Origin of the sequence: Bradyrhizobium sp. U87765 SZCCT0048 (genome assembly GCF_018131225.1) — a bacterium.
Lineage (GTDB): Bacteria > Pseudomonadota > Alphaproteobacteria > Rhizobiales > Xanthobacteraceae > Bradyrhizobium_A.
Genome location: NZ_JAFCMM010000003.1, coordinates 747,237 through 767,010, shown reverse-complemented (window position 1 = coordinate 767,010; position 19,774 = coordinate 747,237). Strand labels below are relative to the sequence as shown.

General features: G+C 65.1%; 15 protein-coding genes and 1 riboswitch. Of the genes, 8 read left to right on the top strand and 7 right to left on the bottom strand.

From position 1 onward, the window contains the following. Positions 1–43: 43 nt before the first annotated feature. The 3 genes from JQ639_RS22055 to JQ639_RS22045 all read right to left on the bottom strand — a co-directional run bounded on the left by JQ639_RS22055 (position 44) and on the right by JQ639_RS22045 (position 3,795). Entirely contained in the window at positions 44–2,038 is a 1,995-nt protein-coding gene (locus tag JQ639_RS22055; protein WP_211968545.1) for a carbohydrate porin, read from the bottom strand. Positions 2,039–2,226: 188 nt separating this feature from the next. Further along, positions 2,227–2,985, bottom strand: coding sequence for a sulfite exporter TauE/SafE family protein (locus JQ639_RS22050; protein WP_211968393.1), 759 nt, complete (start codon positions 2,983–2,985; stop codon positions 2,227–2,229). A gap of 63 nt (positions 2,986–3,048) precedes the next feature. Then, positions 3,049–3,795, bottom strand: a complete 747-nt coding sequence (locus tag JQ639_RS22045; protein WP_211968392.1) for a helix-turn-helix domain-containing protein — start codon at positions 3,793–3,795, stop codon at positions 3,049–3,051. 168 nt (positions 3,796–3,963) lie between these two features. On the opposite strand from JQ639_RS22045, the gene JQ639_RS22040 reads away from it, so the two are divergent. The 3 genes from JQ639_RS22040 (at position 3,964) to JQ639_RS22030 (ending at position 8,996) form a co-directional block, all read left to right on the top strand. Continuing rightward, a complete protein-coding gene (locus JQ639_RS22040; RefSeq protein WP_211968391.1) occupies positions 3,964–4,326 on the top strand; it encodes a nuclear transport factor 2 family protein in 363 nt (120 codons plus the stop codon). A gap of 139 nt (positions 4,327–4,465) precedes the next feature. Further along, positions 4,466–4,697, top strand: a riboswitch (cobalamin riboswitch). Positions 4,698–4,820: 123 nt separating this feature from the next. Further along, a complete protein-coding gene (locus JQ639_RS22035) occupies positions 4,821–7,700 on the top strand; it encodes a ribonucleoside-diphosphate reductase subunit alpha (protein ID WP_211968390.1) in 2,880 nt (959 codons plus the stop codon). Positions 7,701–7,853: 153 nt separating this feature from the next. Continuing rightward, positions 7,854–8,996 carry a ribonucleotide-diphosphate reductase subunit beta gene (locus JQ639_RS22030; RefSeq protein ID WP_211968389.1) on the top strand — a complete coding sequence of 381 codons (1,143 nt, stop codon included), beginning with the start codon at positions 7,854–7,856 and terminating at the stop codon, positions 8,994–8,996. Between the two features lie 260 nt (positions 8,997–9,256). On the opposite strand, the gene JQ639_RS22025 is transcribed toward JQ639_RS22030, so the two are convergent. Next, the gene (locus JQ639_RS22025) at positions 9,257–9,613 is read right to left on the bottom strand and encodes a putative quinol monooxygenase (RefSeq protein ID WP_211976392.1); all 357 of its coding nucleotides are present in this window, start codon (positions 9,611–9,613) and stop codon (positions 9,257–9,259) included. 324 nt (positions 9,614–9,937) lie between these two features. Between JQ639_RS22025 and JQ639_RS22020 the strand changes: the two genes are divergently transcribed. After that, on the top strand, positions 9,938–10,936 hold the full coding sequence (locus tag JQ639_RS22020; protein WP_211968387.1) for a quinone oxidoreductase family protein: 999 nt from the start codon (positions 9,938–9,940) through the stop codon (positions 10,934–10,936). Positions 10,937–11,077: 141 nt separating this feature from the next. Here the strand turns inward: JQ639_RS22020 and JQ639_RS22015 are convergent, their stop codons facing one another. Then, positions 11,078–11,992: a LysR family transcriptional regulator gene (locus JQ639_RS22015; protein ID WP_211968386.1), complete on the bottom strand. Its 915-nt coding sequence runs from the start codon at positions 11,990–11,992 to the stop codon at positions 11,078–11,080. Between the two features lie 153 nt (positions 11,993–12,145). Beyond that, positions 12,146–13,360, bottom strand: a complete 1,215-nt coding sequence (locus JQ639_RS22010) for a serine hydrolase domain-containing protein (protein ID WP_211968385.1) — start codon at positions 13,358–13,360, stop codon at positions 12,146–12,148. A gap of 275 nt (positions 13,361–13,635) precedes the next feature. On the opposite strand from JQ639_RS22010, the gene JQ639_RS22005 reads away from it, so the two are divergent. Further along, the gene (locus JQ639_RS22005) at positions 13,636–14,868 is read left to right on the top strand and encodes an MFS transporter (protein WP_211968384.1); all 1,233 of its coding nucleotides are present in this window, start codon (positions 13,636–13,638) and stop codon (positions 14,866–14,868) included. A gap of 13 nt (positions 14,869–14,881) precedes the next feature. Here JQ639_RS22005 and JQ639_RS22000 read toward each other — a convergent pair whose 3' ends face one another. Continuing rightward, the gene (locus JQ639_RS22000; RefSeq protein WP_211968383.1) at positions 14,882–15,394 is read right to left on the bottom strand and encodes a VOC family protein; all 513 of its coding nucleotides are present in this window, start codon (positions 15,392–15,394) and stop codon (positions 14,882–14,884) included. A gap of 174 nt (positions 15,395–15,568) precedes the next feature. On the opposite strand from JQ639_RS22000, the gene JQ639_RS21995 reads away from it, so the two are divergent. The 3 genes from JQ639_RS21995 (at position 15,569) to JQ639_RS21985 (ending at position 19,756) form a co-directional block, all read left to right on the top strand. After that, positions 15,569–17,002, top strand: a complete 1,434-nt coding sequence (locus JQ639_RS21995) for an amidase (RefSeq protein WP_211968382.1) — start codon at positions 15,569–15,571, stop codon at positions 17,000–17,002. 356 nt (positions 17,003–17,358) lie between these two features. Further along, positions 17,359–18,249 (top strand): helix-turn-helix transcriptional regulator, encoded by an 891-nt coding sequence (locus JQ639_RS21990; RefSeq protein WP_211968381.1) that lies wholly within the window; start codon positions 17,359–17,361, stop codon positions 18,247–18,249. A 325-nt stretch (positions 18,250–18,574) separates the two neighbouring features. After that, positions 18,575–19,756 (top strand): acyl-CoA dehydrogenase family protein, encoded by a 1,182-nt coding sequence (locus JQ639_RS21985; protein ID WP_211968380.1) that lies wholly within the window; start codon positions 18,575–18,577, stop codon positions 19,754–19,756. The last annotated feature ends 18 nt before the right edge of the window (positions 19,757–19,774 follow it).

Genomic DNA, 19,774 nt, shown 5'->3' with positions numbered 1-19,774 from the left:
ATGCACGGAAGCGGATCGATTACCTTGCAGGTAACGGTCAGTGTCAGAACGACGCACGCACGCGGCCTGAGATGATCGACACTGGCCCACGGTCGGCGTTGTAGGCGGGATTGACGATGTGCTGGTAGTCGAGCGTTGCGACGAGGCCATCCCTCACCGATACCGCATAGTACGCCTCGACGATCCGTTCCGGACGATAGTTCAGCGCGCCGTCGCCGATCAGGATGCCGAGGCCGCCAAGTGCGAGATAGTCGCGATGATCGCGCGACAGCATGTTGACCGCGCCGGCGATGCCGATGGTGTCGGCGGGCCGGCCCCACGACGCGCCCTTGATCGACAGGCCGCCCGACAGCGAGGCATCGATGTCGGTGAAGGCGGAGATCTCGCTGGTGCCGCTGTTCCAGCTCCAGCGCCCGAACAGGCCGACGCTCTCGCTCAGCGCCTGCTCGAAGCCGACGACATAGCCGTATTTGATGCGGCCCTCGCGGGTCAGGCCGATGGCGTCGTTGATGGCGAGGCCGGGGATGGACGCGCTGAGATCGATCGCGCCACGGTAGCTGCCGGAATTGGCGTTGTTGAGCCACGCGGTGGCGCGAAGTTTGCCGGGTAGCCCGCCGAACGTCGTCCGCGCCTCGGCTTCCGCGACATAGGCGCCGCGGCGGAGGACTGCGGTGTCGAAGGTGTTGGAATTCGGCTCGCTCCCGGTCAGGAAGTAGCCGGCGCGCAGCGCCCAGCGCTTCTCGTTCCACTCGGCGACCGCGCCATAGGTCAGGCCGACCTTGTCGGCGGGATAATCGAAGGCGCCCGCCGCCCAGATCGACCAGTTGAGGAAGTCGACACGCGGATCCTGCGCATAGGCGTTGGTGTCGAACACGTCGTGGACCGCGAACTTGCCCACCTGCACCGTCAGGCGCGAGATGTCGCGCCTGGCCGACATCTGGCCGTAGTCGCCCTCGACGCTCTCCTGCTCGCCGCCGAAGCCGAAGGTCTGGCGCACGAACAGCCGCGAGGTGTTGTAGTGCGGGTAGAGGAAGTCCGACTTCTGCGCCTCGCCGTTGGAGAAGCCGGCAAGGCCCGCCGTGTTGTTGAAGCCGAAGCCCTGCAGCAGCTCGGGATTGAAGTGCAGCTCGGCGCCGTCCCACAGGCCGAACGTCATGTAGAGGCTGGTGCTCCAGGTCTGCTTGTTTTGCGCCGCGCCGTTCAGGCTGTTGGCGCCGGCATAGGGCGAGCGGAACGATGGATAGGCCTGATGAATGTAGGTGGTCTGGCCGTGGATCTCCCAGTTGCTGCCCTCAGGGGCGGCGATCGCCGGCGCTTTGAATGCGGCTGCGTCGGACCACGACATCTGGCGATTGAGGCCGATGCGCAGTGCCGAAAAATCCATCGACGCGGTGTAGGTGCTGTCGGGCGCGAAGGCGAGGCTGCGGCTGCCGAGGCGAGCGTAGAGATATTCGGCGCGCACGCTCCAGTCCTGCGACAGGCGGTATTCGACACCCGCGCCCGCGGCCCAGCCGGCGCGCAGCATGGCTTTGGTGATGTCGTCGTCGCCGGCGAGCGAGGTGCGCGTTACCTGGCTCGACGACAGCGCAAGGCCGGCGGTGGCGTAGACCAGCCAATGACCACGCACGTAGCCGAGGCGGCCGCGCACGGTGGCGATGGTGTCGAGCTGCTCGGCGAAGGCGTGGTCGGCGGCGGTGTTTGTCCAGACCGTGCCATTCGACGGATAGGCGTTCGGCAACATGGCGTCGACCTCGACACCGAGCAGCAGGCCCGACGGCAGCACGCGGTTGGCGCCGATCTGCACGCCGCCGATCATGCCGCCGAATCCGTGGGATCCTGCCACCGCATCGCCATCGAGGACGCTGGCGCGGCCGTGGCCATAGCCGAAGCCGGCATGGGCGCCGAAATAGATCCCGTTCCAGTCGGGCAGCGGCGCAGTGGCAGCAGAAGGGGCGAGCGGCAGGTCGGCGGACCGGGCGCGGTCTGCGCCGGCCAGGGAAACCAGAGCAAGGCTGCCCAGCAGCGCCGGCCATCGCATTGAAACGTCCACGGGATATCCTCTGTCATGATGCAACTAAGAACTAATCGCAACTAAAACAGCATATCGGCCCGGGCTTGGCAAGTCAGTTGCGAGTAAGTCGCAAAAGCAAAAAGCCGGACGCGCCATTGGCGCGCCCGGCGGGGCATTCGGACTGTGAAGAGGTGGGACGAGGGCTGCGGCGCCGGTCAGGTCACGAAGTACCAGATCGTCAGGGCGAAGCCGCTGACGATGACAAAGCTGCGCACCAGCGTCTCCGGGATGCGCCGGGCGACGGCGACGCCGCTCCAGCCGCCGAGGATGCTGGCCACGGCGAGCAGCAGGCTGAGCTTGAGATCGACGAGGCCGGAGACGAGGAAGACGATGGCGGCGACCGCCTGCAGCACGATCGACAGCAGGTTCTTGGCCGCGTTCACCGCGTGATAGTCGTTGTCACGGGACAGCGACAGCGACGCCAGCATCATCACGCCCATGCCGGCGCCAAAGTAGCCGCCATAGATCGAGACGAGGCCCTGGGCGGGCAGCGCGAGGTCGGGTCCTTCGCCGTTCGGCCGCAAGGCGGCGCGTGCCTGCACCAGCTTCTGCAGTGGACGCGCGAGAGCGAACAGCACAGTGGCAAACAGCAGTAGCCAGGGCACCAGCGCGCGGAAGGCATGGTCGCCGGACCACAGCAGCAGCGCGCCGCCGAGGCCGCCGCCGATCATGGAGATAACGCACAGCGGCAGCAGCCGTCGGAATGCGGCGGCGAGTTCGCGGCGGTAGGCGATGGCGGACGCGGTCGATCCCATCACCATCGCGGTCGCGCTGGTGGCGTTCGCGGCGACCGGGGGCACGCCGATCGCGAGCAGCGCCGAGAACGTGAAAATTGTGCCGCCGCCGGCCACCGCGTTGAGCACGCCCGCGCCGAAGCCCGCGGTCGCAAGCAGCGCCATTTCCGAAATCGTCATGTCGGTCTCCTGCCGGCCTTGGATCACGGCGGGCAGCAGGCGCGCTAGAACGAAAGTGACGGCTCAGCGGGCGGTGTGGGCAGCGCGGAACTGGCCCGGCGTGGCGCCGAAATAACGCAGGAAAAGCCGGCCGAAATGGCTCTGGTCGCTGAAGCCCGCGGCATAGGCGGTGTCGGAGATGTTCTCGCGCTGGCGCAGCAGTTCGCGGCCGCGGTTGAGCCGCTCGTTGATGCGATAGGCATGGGGCGTCATGCCGGCGTGGCGCGAGAATGCACGGATGAACCCCTCGCGGCTGCACGACAGCGCGCGTGCCGCCTCGGCGACGCTGGTGTAGCGCGTCGCCGCCTCCAGCAGCTCGGCATCGACGCCGGCGCGGGCACGGGGGCCGCGCCATGGCGGCGGCGTCGCGCCGTCGCGCACCCACGAAACCAGCAGATCACCGACGTCGCCGGGCTGGGCCGCCAGCAGCGCCGGCGCGTCGGCGACGAGATAGTCGCTCTCGGCGAGCTGCTGGCGCATGCCGGTGGGCAGGCTGTCGGGTGTGACGAAGAATTCGGTCGAGCGCAGCGCGCGTTGCAGCGAGGGCAGCGCACGGTGGGCGCGGCGGTGCGGCACCAGCAGCATCTGGCCGGGGGCGAGCCGCAGCGCCTGGCGGCCGATGCGGAAGTCACGATGGCCGTTCCATACCACCGAGACCTGCACCTCGTCGTGATAGTGCAGCTCGAGGCCGTCCGGCCGGCAGCCGATCCAGTCGGCGCCTTCGCGCAGCCAACGGTGGCCGACATAGTCGTATCGAAGGTTGTTCGGCATGCTCGATTGAGGGGCGCAAATGGGTCGCGGAGGGGCAGGTTCCCGCAGCGCGAACAGGGCCTTATCGCATGTCGCGGGGCATTTGAAATGGCTGGAACCTCGTCCTTGAGGTTATGCCAGCGCTGCCTATCTTGCATGCCGAGTCTGGAACCGGCGAAGGGGAATGCCATGCCGTCGCGTGCACGGGTCGATGAGTTTATTGCGGCGGTCGAAAGCGGCGATCACGCCGGCGCCATCGAGCGCTTCTATACCGAAGACGCCACCATGCAGGAGAACGTGGCACCGCCGCGGGTCGGCCGCGAAGGCCTGGTGGCGCACGAGCGCGCGGCGCTCGCCCGCATGCGCCAGATCGAATCGAAGGCGATGGCGTCGGTGGTCGAAGGCGACCGGGTCGCCATTCACTGGATTTTCGACATCATCAACCTCGACGGCAGCGAGCGCCGGGTGGACGAGGTCGCCCTCCAGGAATGGCGTGGCGACCGGATCTTCCGCGAGCGCTTTTTCTACAATCCCCAGCCGCCGAAGGCGTGACAGGGGCGGAACCGGCGTCCCGGCACTTTGGGCCGGGCCGGTGGCTCTGACAGAGCCCTCATGCGCGGCGGACTGTCCCCGCTATCCCGCATCCTTAAAAAAACATATCTGCGCCCATTGACCCGAATCGCGCCTTCCTACCAGATGTAGTGGTCACGGTTCTTTCGGATCACTACCTTCGGAAGCTAAGAGGGAAGCCGGTACGCTACCGATCAGGTTCTGATCGGCGGCAAGGCCGGCGCTGCCCCCGCAACTGTATCGGCGAGTCTCGGTCCCACCAGCCACTGGAGGCCTTCCGCAAGGAAGCTCCGGGAAGGCGGACCGAAGCGATGACCCGGAGCCAGGAGACCTGCCGCGACACACGATTCACGTCCACGGGCGGGGTGTCCCGGTGGCCGCTCGCTGACGGCTGGCCGCACGGTCCGCCGCCCTGACGCAGCGTCCCCTCGGCCCAAGCCCCAAGATTGAAACAAGATCGAGCAAGGGGTTGCCGAATGTCTCTCTCCGCTGAAACCATCACCAACGGCCATGCGCCCGTCCACCTGACCCAGCGCCTGTCCGACGGCGCGTCGGTGTCGTCCGCGCCGGCGTTCCATGTCATCCGCCGCAACGGCAGCGTCAGCCCGTTCGAGGCCGGCAAGATCGCCGTGGCCATGACCAAGGCCTTCCTCGCGGTCGAGGGCCACGCCGCGGCGGCGTCGCGCCGCGTCCATGAGATCGTCGAAGAACTCACCGTGCAGGTTGTCTCCGCGCTGACGCGGCGGGTCGATTCCCAGCGCGCGCTGCACATCGAGGACATCCAGGACCAGGTCGAACTGTCGCTGATGCGCGGCGGCCACCACAAGGCGGCGCGCGCCTATGTGCTGTACCGCGAGGAGCGCGCCAAGGCGCGCCGCGACGCGGTGGTGCCGGAGACGTCGTCAGTGGCGCCGGCGCTTCGCGTCAAGGGCCAGGACGGCACGCTGCGCGCGCTCGACGAGGCGCGGCTGCAGCGCGTGCTGGCGGAAGCCTGCGACGGACTCGACGGCGTCAGCGCCGCGCCGGTGCTCGCCGAGGCGCGCCGCAATCTCTATGACGGCATGACGGCCGACGAATTGGCGCAGGCGCTGGTGATGGCGGCGCGGACCCTGATCGAACAGGAGCCGAACTACGCCTATGTCAGCGCGCGGCTGCTGCTCGACGCGCTGCGCCGCGAGGCGCTGACCTTCGTGTTCAAGCGCGACCAGCAGGCGAGCCAGGCCGACATGGCCGGGCTCTACGCCGATTACTTCAAGGCCTATATCGACACCGGCATCAGCCATGAGCTGCTCGACCCCGAGCTGCGCCGCTTCGACCTTGGCCGTCTCGCCGCGGCGCTGAAGCCGGAGCGTGACCAGCAGTTTCAGTTCCTGGGCCTGCAGACCTTGTATGACCGTTATTTCCTGCATGCCGACGGCACCCGCTTCGAGCTGCCGCAGGCGTTCTTCATGCGCGTCGCCATGGGTGTTGCAGTGCGCGAGATCGATCGCGAGGCGCGCGCCATCGAGTTCTACGACCTGTTGTCGTCGTTCGACTTCATGGCCTCGACCCCGACGCTGTTCAACGCCGGCACGTTGCGACCGCAGCTGTCGTCGTGCTTCCTCACTACGGTGTCCGACGACCTCGACGGCATTTTCAAGTCGATCAAGGACAACGCGCTGCTGGCGAAATATTCCGGCGGTCTCGGCAATGACTGGACGCGGGTGCGTGGCCTCGGCGCGCACATCAAGGGCACCAATGGCGAAAGCCAGGGGGTGGTGCCATTCCTGAAGGTCGCCAACGACACCGCGATCGCGGTCAACCAGGGTGGCAAGCGCAAGGGCGCGGTGTGCGCCTATCTCGAGACCTGGCATGTCGACATCGAGGAGTTCCTCGATCTCCGCAAGAACACCGGCGACGACCGCCGCCGCACCCATGACATGAACACCGCCAACTGGGTGCCGGATCTGTTCATGCAGCGTGTCGCGAGCGATGGACCGTGGACACTTTTCTCGCCCGACGAGACGCCCGACCTGCACGATCTCTATGGCCCGGCGTTCGCCGCGGCATATGAAGGCTACGAGACCAAAGCCGCGCGCGGCGAGATGCGTGTGTCCAAGACCCTGCGCGCGGTCGACCTGTGGCGCCGCATGCTGACCATGCTGTTCGAGACCGGCCACCCCTGGATCACCTTCAAGGATCCCTGCAACATCCGCTCGCCGCAGAACCACATCGGCGTCGTGCACTCCTCGAACCTGTGCACCGAGATCACCCTCAACACCTCGGACACTGAGGTCGCGGTGTGCAACCTCGGTTCGGTCAACCTTGCCGCCCATGTGACGCCGCAGGGGCTCGATCACGACAAGCTGGCGCGCACAGTGAAGACCGCGGTGCGCATGCTGGACAACGTCATCGACGTCAATTTCTACACCATCCCGGAAGCGCGCCGTTCCAACCTGCAGCATCGCCCGGTCGGCCTCGGCCTGATGGGCTTTCACGATGCGCTGCAGACCCTGCGGCTGCCTTACGCCTCCGACGAAGCTGTGACGTTCGCCGACACCAGCATGGAGGCGCTGAGCTTCCACGCCATCTCGGCGTCGGTCGACCTTGCCGCCGAGCGCGGCCGCTACGCCTCGTTCGAGGGCTCGCTGTGGAGCCGCGGCATCCTGCCGGTCGATTCGATCGCACATCTGTCGGCGGCCCGCGGCGGCGTCGCGTTCAACCAGACGACGACACTCGACTGGGAGCCGCTGCGCGCCCGCGTGCAGAAGGTCGGCATGCGCAACTCCAACGTGATGGCGATCGCGCCGACGGCGACGATTTCCAACATCTGCGGCGTCGCGCAGTCGATCGAGCCCGCCTACCAAAACCTCTATGTCAAGTCGAACATGTCCGGCGACTTCACGGTGGTGAACGCCGCGCTGGTGCACGACCTCAAGGCGCGCGGGCTGTGGGACGAGGTGATGATCTCCGACCTCAAATACTTCGACGGCAGCGTCGGCCAGATCGACCGTGTGCCCGACGATCTCAAGGCGCTCTATGCCACGGCGTTCGAGATCGATACGTCCTGGCTGATCGAGGCCGCCGCGCGGCGCCAGAAGTGGATCGATCAGGCCCAGTCGCTCAATCTCTACATCGCCAATCCGTCGGGCCGGAAACTCGACCAGCTCTATCGCCTGGCCTGGGAGCGTGGCCTCAAGACCACCTATTACCTGCGTTCGCGCAGCGCCACCCATGTCGAGAAGTCGACGCTGAAGGGCACGGACGGCAAGCTCAACGCCGTCACCGCCCAGGTGGTCGAGGCGGCGGAGCCGATCCTGCTGCCGCAGCCGCTGGCGTGCTCGATCAACGATCCCGACTGCGAGGCGTGCCAGTAGGCCTTGCCCCACCTTCGTCATGGCCGGGCTTGACCCGGCCATCCAGCTCATCATTCGGCGGCGGCTCTCAAGATGGATGCGCGGGTCAAGCCCGCGCATGACGCTGAGATGATCGCCGCGCCTCTGCACTCGAATTCTCAGGAATCTGTACCCATGCTCGACTGGTCCGACCCCGTATCGCCGCCGCCCGCTGCGCCTCTCCATCCCGCCTTCGCCGGGCGCACTGCGCCGGTGGAGGCCGCTGCCGCGCCGTCCGATCGCATCATCGATCGCTCCGGCGGACGCGTTCGCGTCGACGACAAGGCGATGATCAACTCGCGTGCCGACGTCAACCAGCTGCTGCCGCTGAAATACAAGTGGGCGTGGGAGAAGTATCTCGCCGGCTGCAACAACCACTGGATGCCGACCGAAGTGTCGATGCAGGCCGATATCGCGCTGTGGAAGTCGCGCGACGGCCTGAGCGAGGACGAGCGGCGCATGATCAAGCGCAATCTCGGCTTCTTCGCCGCGTCGGAATCGCTGGTCGCCAACAACATCGTGCTGGCGATCTATCGCCATCTCACCAATCCGGAATGCCGCCAGTACCTGCTGCGCCAGGCGTTCGAGGAAGCTGTGCATACCCACACCTTCCAGTACATCGTCGAAAGCCTCGGCCTCGACGAGGGCGAGCTGTTCAACATGTACCGGGAAGTGCCGTCGATCACCGACAAGGCGGCGTGGGCGCTCAAGCACACCCAGAATATCGACAATCCGGAGTTCACCACGGGCACGCTGGAGAAGGACCAGGCATTCCTGCGCGACCTCATCGCCTTCTATGTCGTGTTCGAGGGCATGTGGTTCTACACGGGGTTCGCCCAGATTCTGTCGCTGGGACGGCGCAACAAGATGGTCGGCATCGCCGAGCAGTACCAGTACATCCTGCGCGACGAGTCGATTCACCTGAACTTCGGTATCGACGTCATCAATCAGATCAAGATCGAGAACCCGCAGCTGTGGACCAGGGCGTTCCAGGAGGAGACGCGCCAGATGCTGCACGATGCCGCCCAGCTCGAGGCCGCCTACGGCCGGGACACCATGCCGCGCGGCTTCCTCGGTCTCAACGCGGCGCTGTGCGAGCAGTATATGCATTTCATCGCCAACCGCCGCTGCGCCCAGCTCGGGCTCGCGCCGGTGTTCGCTCAGGTCGAGAATCCGTTCCCGTGGATGTCCGAGGCGATGGACCTCAAGAAGGAGAAGAACTTCTTCGAGACGCGGGTCATCGAGTACCAGAACGGCGGGGCGCTGAGCTGGGACTGAGTGCGGCACCCGCCATGGTATGTCACTGCTCGTGCAGGCTTTTCGTACGGACGCAGGTCGGACGAACTCGAAGAAGGCCAGCTTCTCGTCAGGGATGACGAGAAGCGCCTTTCGGTTGTTGTTGCGCTGGCCCATTTGCAGGGTCGCGCGCGAGGGCAGGCTGCGGCATTTGCGCGATCACGCGATCGATGCCTGCCTGATACAGTTGCTGTCGCGATGACGGGCGGCCAAACCTGATACGTTCTTCTGCGCTCGGCGGATCAAGGCCTGACGGGCTCGAGTATTTTCAGATCGGCTGGCTGAACCAGGAGTGCGCCAAGCCGGTCTGCAACCGCCTTGAAGTAGGGCTTCTCAAAATGAGCGTTCAGGTCTGCGCGGGAGCGCCAGACCTCATAGAAGACAAACACGCTCGGGTCGTCCGCGGGCTGGTTGATTTCGTAGCGTACACAGCCGTCTTCCTGGCGCGATTCCTGTGCGACGGATAGAAGCGCCTTCTTTGTATCGTCTTCCAGGCCTGGCTTGGCTTTCAAAACAGCGACGACCCGAACGCCGGTGTCATTGATGGGGGCCTGATAGGCTGCCACCGCCTTTTGTATTCCCATGAGATTGATCGACATCAGAACAGCGATCACGGCACAGCGCCGAAGGGGTCTCTTCGTAGTCATCCGTTCATCTCCGTAATTGGGATCAAGATCTTCAGGCATCGTGCCTGCCCGAATATGAAGTCCAGATTGGCAAGTGACTATTGCGACTGCGAACATCTGTCTCATGATCGAGAAGCAACAATCATGTCGCGCGGGGATGCGGGCTTGTTGCCAGTCTCCCGCAACCAGACCCAGGCGATTCATGAACCCGCGTCACCGATGTCATGTCGCGACACCGAGTTATCGATCTGACGACCTCATTTAACCTCGTCGCGTTGAAACCACATGATGTGAATGATGAAAGCTATCCAGTTTCGTGTCTTTGGCGGCCCCGAACAGTTGTCTCTCGTCGATGTCGATGAGCCCCGGCCTCAACCGGGACATATCGCCATCGACGTGCGCGCCGCTGGCGTCAATTTCGCCGAAATCATGCATCGCAGGGGCATGCTTGGCGGGGATCCCATTGCTGTTCCGGGACTTGAAGTGGCAGGTGTCGTCGCCGAACTCGGAGCGAATGTGGCGAAGTTTGCGCTGGGGGAGGCCGTCGCGGCCTTCGCCTGGTCTCCGGGCCGGCCGTTGAACGGCTATGCGGAACGCGTCGTGGTCGATGCAAGGCTCGCCATCTCACTGCGGCGCCCGGAGCGGGTCCTCTCGTTCGAAGAGGGCGCCGGCTTTCCCTGCGCGGCCGTGACCGCCTACCAGCTTCTTGCAGATGTCGCGCGAATCCGACGAGGCGACACCGTCCTTATTCAGGCCGCAGCCGGCGGCGTCGGAACGCTTGCCGCGCAATATGCGAAGGCCCTGGGTGCTGCCAGGGTTATCGGGGTGGTCGGATCTGCCGCCAAACGTGAGGCCGCGTTGAATGCAGGGTGTGACGTTGTTTTGCTCCATGACGAGTTCGACAAGGTCATTCGCGACCATACTGACCGGGCGGGCGTCGACATCGTGCTTGAAAGCCTCGGCGGGGAAACGCTCATTCGCTCCCTGAGCGTTCTCAAGCCCATGGGACGCGTGGCCTACTTCGGCAACGCATCTGCTTCTGAGGCCGCCAAAATCTCGGCGTTCGATCTATGGTTCGGCGCAAAGGGCGTTCTCGGCTACACAATCAGTGGCCTCGCCGCCAAGCATCCCGATCGCTGGTATCAGGCGGCTGAGGCTGCGATCCGTCTCGTTGAGAGTGGCGCGGTTCATCTGCAACCGTCCAGTATTCTGCCGCTCTCCGAAGCGCGACAGGCTCATGAGCTCATCGAAGCTCGCAAAGCGACGGGCAAAATCGTCTTGTCCGTATCGCGTTAGAACCGGCCTGTGGGAGCTGGCTCGATCGCGTTAGCCAGTCTCCCGCTTCGATGCGTTGGTCGCGGACAACTGGCATCCACGTCGTGGTGGGGAGAGACAGGCTGACCTGCAGAAAATGGTCATCGCATTCTGATGCGAATTTCAGGGGAGCAGGCGATCCCATGGCGGGGGATCGTTGAAGGTCGACGCGAGCAGATCAATCACCGCCCGCACTTTCCGGGACAGTTGCCGATTGGATGCATACACCGCAAAGATCGCGGTCGGCTCGAACTCGAACTCCGGGAGCACACGGACAAGAGATCCAGACTTCAGCGCTTCGTGAGCGGAGAAGGTCGCTCCCAGGGCAATTCCATGCCCGTCCTTGGCGGCCTCGAGCAGCGCCTCGACATTGTTGGATGTCATGGTGCCCTGAACCGCAACGCTCACAGAGCCGTCTGCCCCTGACAATCGCCAGTCATGGGGGCGCGAGATTCCCGTATAGACCAGGCAATCATGGCCCGTCAGATCGGAAAGCTGTCGCGGCATGCCTTTGCGAGCGAGGTAAGCCGGGCTTGCAACAATCCAGCGCCTGTTTGTGCAAAGTCTTCGGGCGATCAGGCGTGAGTCCGCGAGTCCACCGATCCTGATGGCGAGATCGACGCCCGAATCAACAACGTCGACAAATTGATCGGTGAGCGTGAGTTCAACCGCGATGTCTGGAAAGCGCCGTCGCAGCTCACCCAGGAATGGCACGACATGAAGCCGACCAAAAACGACCGGCGCATTGAGCCGCAACAATCCGCGCGGCTGCTGGGTCATGCTGGACATCTCCGATTCGATTTCGGACATGTCCGCGAGCAGGCGCAGAGCCCGGCGATGAAACAGCAATCCGGCTTCCGTCAGCGACAGCCGGCGCGTGGTGCGCTGTAGTAGCCGTGTCCCCAGGCGATCTTCCAGACGTGACACGATCCGGCTGACAGCGGACGGGGTCAACTCAAACTCCTCCGCGGCGCGCGCGAAGCTGGAGTGTTTGGTCACACTGACAAATATGGCGAACTCTAGCGTCTCGATCGCCATGAAAATTGTCCAAGCCCCGGGAAAACCATCGAAGTCTGACGTCTAATGTCCAATATATAGCGGCGCAACCTGCCCAAATTGTTCGAAGCAACACGGATCAGGGAGCATGAAAGGCGGCTTCATAAGACAGAGGCCGCGCGTTGTTAAAACATGTCATTCGCGAATGTTCTTGTAAACGGCGTTACGCACGTCCGTTGGGAGCTTGCCCGCCATTCCTTCAAAAGCGGTGTTGGTCATGACAACCACAGTCAGTTTTCTTGCGGGATCGACAAACCAGCTATGGCCGTACACGCCGCCCCATGCCCATGTGCCCGGAGACTGCGGAGTCTTTGCCAACGCCGGATCACGCAGCACCGCGCCCCCGAAACCAAAACCCCACCCCGGCCCATACAAGTTGATCGGAAGGTCCGCCGTCTGATTGACCATCATCGCGCGTGCGGTCGCCGGCCGCAGCACGGGCTGTCCGCCTTGCCTCACATGATCGAGAAAGCGCATCACATCATCCGCTGTACCAACCATGCCGGCGCCGCCTGAGGGGAAAAAGTCCTTTCCAAGGGGGCGGCTGGGCGAGAAGCGAATACCGGCGAACTCCGCGAAAGGAACAATTTGGGGATCGTTCATCACACCAGGCGCGGGCTTGCCATCGACATACGGTGTCGCCAGGCGGTCCTTGGATCTGACGCCGAAAGCCGTATCCTTCATCCGTAGCGGCTTTGTCACCAGGTCGTGGACCACATCCGGGAGAGGCTGGTGCGCCGCTGAAGACACAACGTTGCCCAGCACGTCGATCGCGACCGAGTAGCCCCAGCCTTTTCCTGGCTCATAGCTCAGGCCAGCGGCGGAGATGCGGCGCGTCTCCTCCTCAAGGCTGACAGGTGATTCATCCATCCCGTCGGAGACGCCAAACCGGTGGTAGGGGCCATTCGGATCTTCGAGAAATCCATAGCTGAGCCCGGCCGTGTGATTCAGGAGTTCGCGGATAGTTATGACCGGAGTCTCGCCAGTGGGCAAAGCGGGACGGAAGTCAGGCAGCCAGTCCGTCACCGGTTGATCGAGCCTCAACCTGCCCTGGTCCACGAGCGCCATGGCTGCGGCAACGACGATCGGCTTGGAGACAGAAGACAGCCGGAATATCGTGTCTTCCTGCATCCTTGTCTTCGATTCCCGATCGGCATAGCCTGCCGCGCGACGATAAACAAACTTGCCGTCACGCATCACCAATACAACAGCGCCCACCACGCGCTGATCGACGATCGCCCGATCGATGACGTCGTCCAGATCGCCGCGAAGCGTTGAAGGGGCCGGCTCGGCGACCGCGGTCGCCACGCAGACAAGACCCGCAAACAATCCATTGATATACTTCAGCATGCCATGAACCCTGATCGGTTTCCTCCGCTCAGACTACCGGTATTCGTTGTGGTCGATTAATCGGCTTCTGGTCACATCACTCGTGACCATGCGTCAACAATGCTGGCGATACACGCGACATGGCGGTGCATCCAGCCGTGCCGGGCACTGCGCAATGCGCTGGCGCGTCCACCGGCGCCGATCAGGGCGTCCCAAGAGCCCCTTCAAAACGGCAGGGAAGGGATGCTACGCTCGCCATCCCTTTCTCTTGTCCCGCATGCCTGGAGGCGCTGCCCATGGATGCCTCCACTGTGCCATCGCCGCTCAATGAACGCTCGCTCCGCTTCGCGGGCTGGCGGGTCGTCGGGGTGTGCTTTTTGGCCGCGACCTTCGCCTGGGCGCTAGGCTTCTACGGCCAGAGCGTCTATCTCGCGGAGCTGCGGCGTGCCCATGGCTGGTCGGCGGCGACCATCTCCGCGGCGACGACGTTCTTCTATCTGTTCAGTGCGCTGCTGGTGGTGTTCGTCAGCGACGCCATCCGTGTCCTCGGCGTCAGGACCTGCCTCGTCGGCGCGGTGCTGTGCATGGCGCTGGCGACGGTGCTGTTCGGCTTCGTCGACGCGCCCTGGCAGCTTTACGGCGTCTACACCCTGATGGCGGTCGGCTGGGCCGGCCTGACCATGGCGGCGATCTCGAACACGCTTGGCCTCTGGTTCCATGCGCAGCGTGGTCTTGCCATCAGCCTGGCGCTCAACGGCGCCAGTCTCGGCGGCATCATCGGCGTGCCGGTGCTGGTGGCGGCGATCGCCGCGCTCGGCTTCACGCCGGCGGTGGTGGCGATGGCGGCGGTCATGGTGGTGGTGCTGCTGCCGGTGATCCTGCTCGGCGTCGGCACGCCGCCGCTGCATGCCCCCGACGGGGCGTCCGCGCGCGCGGCGCTGCCGTCATCGCGGATCCGCGCCGGCGCGCTGCGCAGCCTGTCGTTCTGGAGCATCGCGCTGCCGTTCGCCCTGGTACTGCTGGCGCAGATCGGCTTCATCGTCCACCAGTTCTCGTTCATGGAGCCAGTGATCGGCCGCGAGCAGGCAAGTCTCGCCATGGCGATGATGACCGCCATGGCGGTGGTTGGCCGCGTCGTGTTCGGCTTCCTGATGGGGCGCCTCAACCAGCGTGCGGCATCGGCGGTGCTGTTCGTGAGCCAGGCCTTGGCGCTGCTGGCGATGGTCAACATTTCCGGCGCCACGGCGCTGTTCGCCGGCTGCGTGGTGTTCGGCTTCACCGTCGGCAATGCCATTACGTTGCCGTCGATGATCGTGCACCGCGAGTTCGACGCCCATGCCTTCGGCGTCGTCGTCAGCCTCAGCACGGCGATCAGCAGTGCGATCTCGGCGTGCGGCCCGGCGCTGGTCGGCATTCTCCGCGACTGGTCGGGCAGCTATGCGCTGCCGCTCTATGTCTGCATGGCGCTGGAACTGGTGGCCGCTGCCGGCGTCTTGCTGCGCGGCCGGAATGATCCATTGTCGGCCTGAGGCGGGGCCGCCCTCACACTGGATCGCGGGCGCGCAGCAGGTCGTCGAGGTCGAGCCGACGGGTGAACATCGCGAGCGAGCCATCCGCATTGCGCGGCCACTGGTCCTGCGCGCGGTCCCAGTACAGCTCGACGCCGTTCTCGTCGGGATCGCGCAGGTAGAGCGCCTCGCTGACGCCGTGGTCGCTGGCGCCGTCGAGCGGGATGCCGGCCTCGACCACGCGCACCAGCGCATCCGCCAGCGCTGCGCGGGTCGGGTAGAGGATCGCGGTGTGGTAGAGGCCGGTGCTGCCGGGCGGCGGCGGATGGCCGCCCTTGCTCTCCCAGGTGTTGAGGCCGATGTGGTGGTGATAGCCGCCGGCGGAGATGAACGCGGCCTGGGCGCCATAGCGCTGTGTCAGCTCGAAGCCCAGCACGCCGCAGTAGAACGCCAGCGCGCGATCGAGGTCGGCGACCTTGAGATGGACATGGCCGATGCGCGTGCCGGCGATGATCGGACGTGATGTGCTCTGCGGTTCGGTGGTCATGGCGGCTCTCGTCGAGGTCGATGCCGTAATGTGGGAGGCGGGCGCCCATGGCGCAAGATCGTGTGCCGGCTCGCCGTCGGCGGTCGCCATCCGGATCGAACATCTGATCGATGGCGCGGGGCCGGCGGATCTGCTCCGCTGGCCGGGATCGCAACAAAAAATCCAGAGGGTGGGATGAAGCTCGAGGAATACGCAAGCTATGACGGATTGGGCCTTGCCGCGCTGGTGCGGCGCGGCGAGGTGAGCGCTGGCGAGGTCGCCGAGACGGCCCAGAGGGCCATCGATGCCGTCAATCCGACTCTCAATGCGGTCATCGGCCGGATCGAGCCGCAGCCGCCGGCGGCAGACCGCAGCGCGCCGTTCTGCGGCGTGCCCTTCCTGATCAAGGATCTGGTCCTGCACAGCGAGGGCGTTGCCTGCGACATGGGGAGCCGGCTGGTCGCGGGCGCCTTCGTCTCGCCTCATGACACCGACCTGATGCAGCGCTTCAAGGCCGCGGGCGTCGTGAGCCTCGGTCGCACCAGCACGCCGGAGTTCGGGTTCTGCAGCACCACCGAGCCGGTGCTGTACGGCCCGACGCGTAATCCCTGGGACACCGGCCGGTCCCCCGGCGGCTCGAGCGGCGGTTCGGCCGCGGCTGTTGCGGCCGGCATCGTGCCGGTCGCGCATGCCAACGATGGCGGCGGTTCGATCCGCATTCCGGCCGCGTGCTGCGGGCTGGTGGGGCTCAAGCCGACGCGTGGACGCACGCCGGTCGGCCCCGAGTCCGGTTATGCGCTGCATGGCCTCGGGATCGAGCACGTGGTCTCGCGCACGGTCCGCGACAGCGCGGCCATGCTCGATGCGGTGCAGGGCCCCGGTGTCGGCGATCCCTTCGAGATCGCGCCGCCGCAGCGGCGCTATGCAGAGGAGGTCGGCGCGCCGACCGGGCGTCTGCGCGTGGCGGTGTCGCTGTCGGGGATGATAAATGCGACGATCGATGAGGACATTCGCGATGAAGTGATGCGCGTGGCTCGCCATCTCGAATCCCTTGGCCACCATGTCACCGAGGCGTCGCCGGCTTTTGACGAGGCCAGTTTCCACGCCGCGAACATGACCTATTGGTGCGGCTTTCTCGCCGCCGGCGTGCTTGGGGCCGCACAATTGACCGGCCGTAAGCCGTCCCGCGAGACGCTCGAAGCCACGACGCTCGCCTGCTATGAATATGGCGCGTCGTTGAAGATGACCGATCTCGAAACGGCTGATGTGCTTGCCAACGCCGTCTGCCGTTCCGTCGCACCGTTCTTCAGGGAGTTCGATGTGCTGCTGACGCCGACGACCACCGGCGCCGCGTTGCCGCTCGGCTTCATCAATGCTGACGATCCAGCGCTCGGTGCGAAGGGCTGGTACGATCGCCTGTTCAGGTATGCTCCCTTCACGGCGCTCTACAACATGACCGGGCAGCCCGCGATCAGCCTGCCGCTCGCCGTTGATGCCAAGGGGCTGCCGGTCGGCATGCAGTTCGTCGCACGGTCCGGCGCCGAGGACGTTCTCCTGCGTCTCGCCGGCCAGCTCGAACAATCGTTGCCGTGGGCCGGTCGTCGCCCCCGCGTTCACGTGGCGGCGTAAACACGGCTGCTGGCGGCGCGTGGGATGCGCCACGCGGCCGCCGCGGCCTTCTCGGCAGGGTTGTCTCGCCGCAGCAGATCGTGGTTCCGCATTGAAAAGACCTTCGGGCCTGCATTACTCTTCAGCCAGTTTCCACAAGGAGACGTGAGGGAGGTTGGAGGCAGTGCATGGCGAACATCGCGTCGGCGCCCGTGTCCATGAGGTCTCGCCGGCAGGCACGGCCGCGCAGCGGCGCGGCCGGCGCGATGGCGTCGGGGGCGCACGAGCGTGGCCTTGCCCGGCGCGCGAGCGCGTTTCTGCTCGACCTCTATGCGTTGTCGCGTCAGCACGCGCCTGATCGTTTCCAGAAGGCGGCATTGTCGCGGCTGCGCGCCGAGTTGCCGTTCCGTTCGGCCTATTGGGGCATGCTGCGCGCGCCAGCGGATGGCTCCCTGACGTTGCACAGCACCTTTGTCGATGCACTGCCCGGCGAGTTCGTGCGCGAATGGGAAGCGCTCAAGGACAAGGACGAACTGGCGACGCGCGTAATCGCGCGGCCGGGCGTGGCCTCCAGCGTCCGCACCGTGGATATGAAGCACCGCGAATTTCTGTCCATGGGCGAGCGGTTTGGCATTGGCAGTGCGACGTCCGTGGCCGTGGCGGCGTCCACGCCCAGCCTGCTCACATTCCTGTCGCTCTACCGGCCGTTCGACGAGACGCCGTTCGATGACGACGATCGATGTCTGCACGAAATCATCATGCCCCATGTCGTCGCGGCGTGGCATGCGAATTTGCGGTACCATTGCGAGGGCGCACATGCCGGCGCGGACGGGCCGCGCAAGGGTTTCGCCGTCGCCGACCGGCATGGCCTGCTGCATGTCAGCGACCCTGCGTTCTCCGTGCTGATGGACAGCGAATGGCCAGCCTGGAGCGGGCATCAACTGCCAGGGGCGCTGTGCGCGTCCATTGCACGGGGCGATGATTTCGATGGCGATCGCCTGAGCGTCGCGCTCCATCGCCAGGGCGACCTGACCTTGTTGTATGCGCGCCCGCGCAGCGCGCTCGATCGCCTGTCGCCGCGCGAGGCGGAGATCGTCACCTGGTATCGCGAAGGCCTGTCCTACAAGGAGATTGCCCAGCGGCTGGGATGTTCGCCCTATACCGTGCGCCACCACCTCCGCGAGATCTATGTGAAGCTCGGCGTCGGCAACAAGGTAGCCCTCGCCCGTCTCGCAGGGGATATGCGTCCGGTCCGGACCAGGCAATAGGCTGCGAGCGGCACGCGCGCGATCCAGCGTGACAAAGGCCGTTCGGCGCGCCCGGAGTTTACAGAAGGCGCGCCAGTCCGTTGCCTGCTTCTCATTTCGCCAGACGGAAACTCAGGGATGCGCTCGTTTGAAAGCGTTGTTGTTTCGCAGCGCGAAACTGGCGCGCGGCAGCCATGCCGGGACCGATCGTCGCCGCCATGTTGTATTCCGCAAGGCGACGGGTAAAGTTCGCGGCCAATTCGTCCGCGCGTCAGCGCGACGACAATGGCAACAGCACATAGTCAACAGCACATAGTCAACAGCAAAGCGACAGCAGGAAACGCCGATGGCTGATCTCGATCATTTCCGACAAGAGACCCGCGCCTGGCTCGCGGCCAATTGTCCGCCGGAGATGCGCAAGCCGATGACCAAGGAGGAGGATACCTTCTGGGGCGGTCGCAATGCCACCTTCTCGTCGGAGCCGCAGCGCGTGTGGTTCGAGCGCATGCGCGACAAGGGCTGGACCGTGCCGCACTGGCCCACAGAATACGGCGGTGGCGGCCTTGACGGCGAGGAGACCAAGATCCTGCGTCAGGAGATGGCGGCGATCTCGGCGCGGCTGCCGCTGGTGTCGTTCGGCATCTCGATGCTTGGGCCGGCGCTGCTCAAATACGGCACCGACGCCCAGAAGCGCGAGCACCTGCCGAAGATCACCGCTGGCCTGATCCGCTGGTGCCAGGGCTATTCGGAGCCCAATGCCGGCTCTGATCTCGCTTCGCTGCAGACCCGCGCCGAGGCCGACGGCAGCGACTTCATCATCAACGGCCAGAAGATCTGGACGTCCTACGCCAATTACGCCGACTGGATCTTCTGCCTGGTGCGCACCGATTCCGCGGCAAAGAAGCATGACGGCATCAGCTTCATCCTGTTCGACATGCGCTCGCCCGGCGTATCGACCAAGCCGATCCTGCTGATCTCCGGCAAGTCGCCGTTCTGCGAAACCTTCTTCGACAATGTCCGGGTGCCGCAGGCCAACGTGCTCGGCACCGTCAATCGCGGCTGGGATGTTGCCAAGTATCTGCTGCAGCACGAGCGCGCGATGATCAGCGGAATGGGCGAACGCGGCGGCCGGCCGCTCGGCCAGGTCGCGGCAGATTCGCTTGGTACCGACGAGCAGGGCCGCATCGATGACGCGGTTCTGCGCGGCCAGATCGCGACCTTCGAGATCGACGAAGCGGCGCTGGCCTGCGCCGCGGAACGTGCGGTCGATCTCGCCAAGGCCGGCCAGGCGCATCCTGCGTTCTCGTCGGCGATGAAGTATTACGGCACGGAGCTCAACAAGCGCCGTCACGAGTTGCTGATGGCCGCAGGCGGCATCGATGCGCTGGAGTGGGAGAGCGAACGCTCAGAGGACGGCGCCAGGGCGCGGTCGTGGCTGCGCACCAAGGCCAACTCCATCGAGGGCGGCACCAGCGAGGTCATGCTCGGCATCATCGCCAAGCGCATCCTCGACCTGCCGGGGGCGTGATCCGGCTTTCCTGCCGGT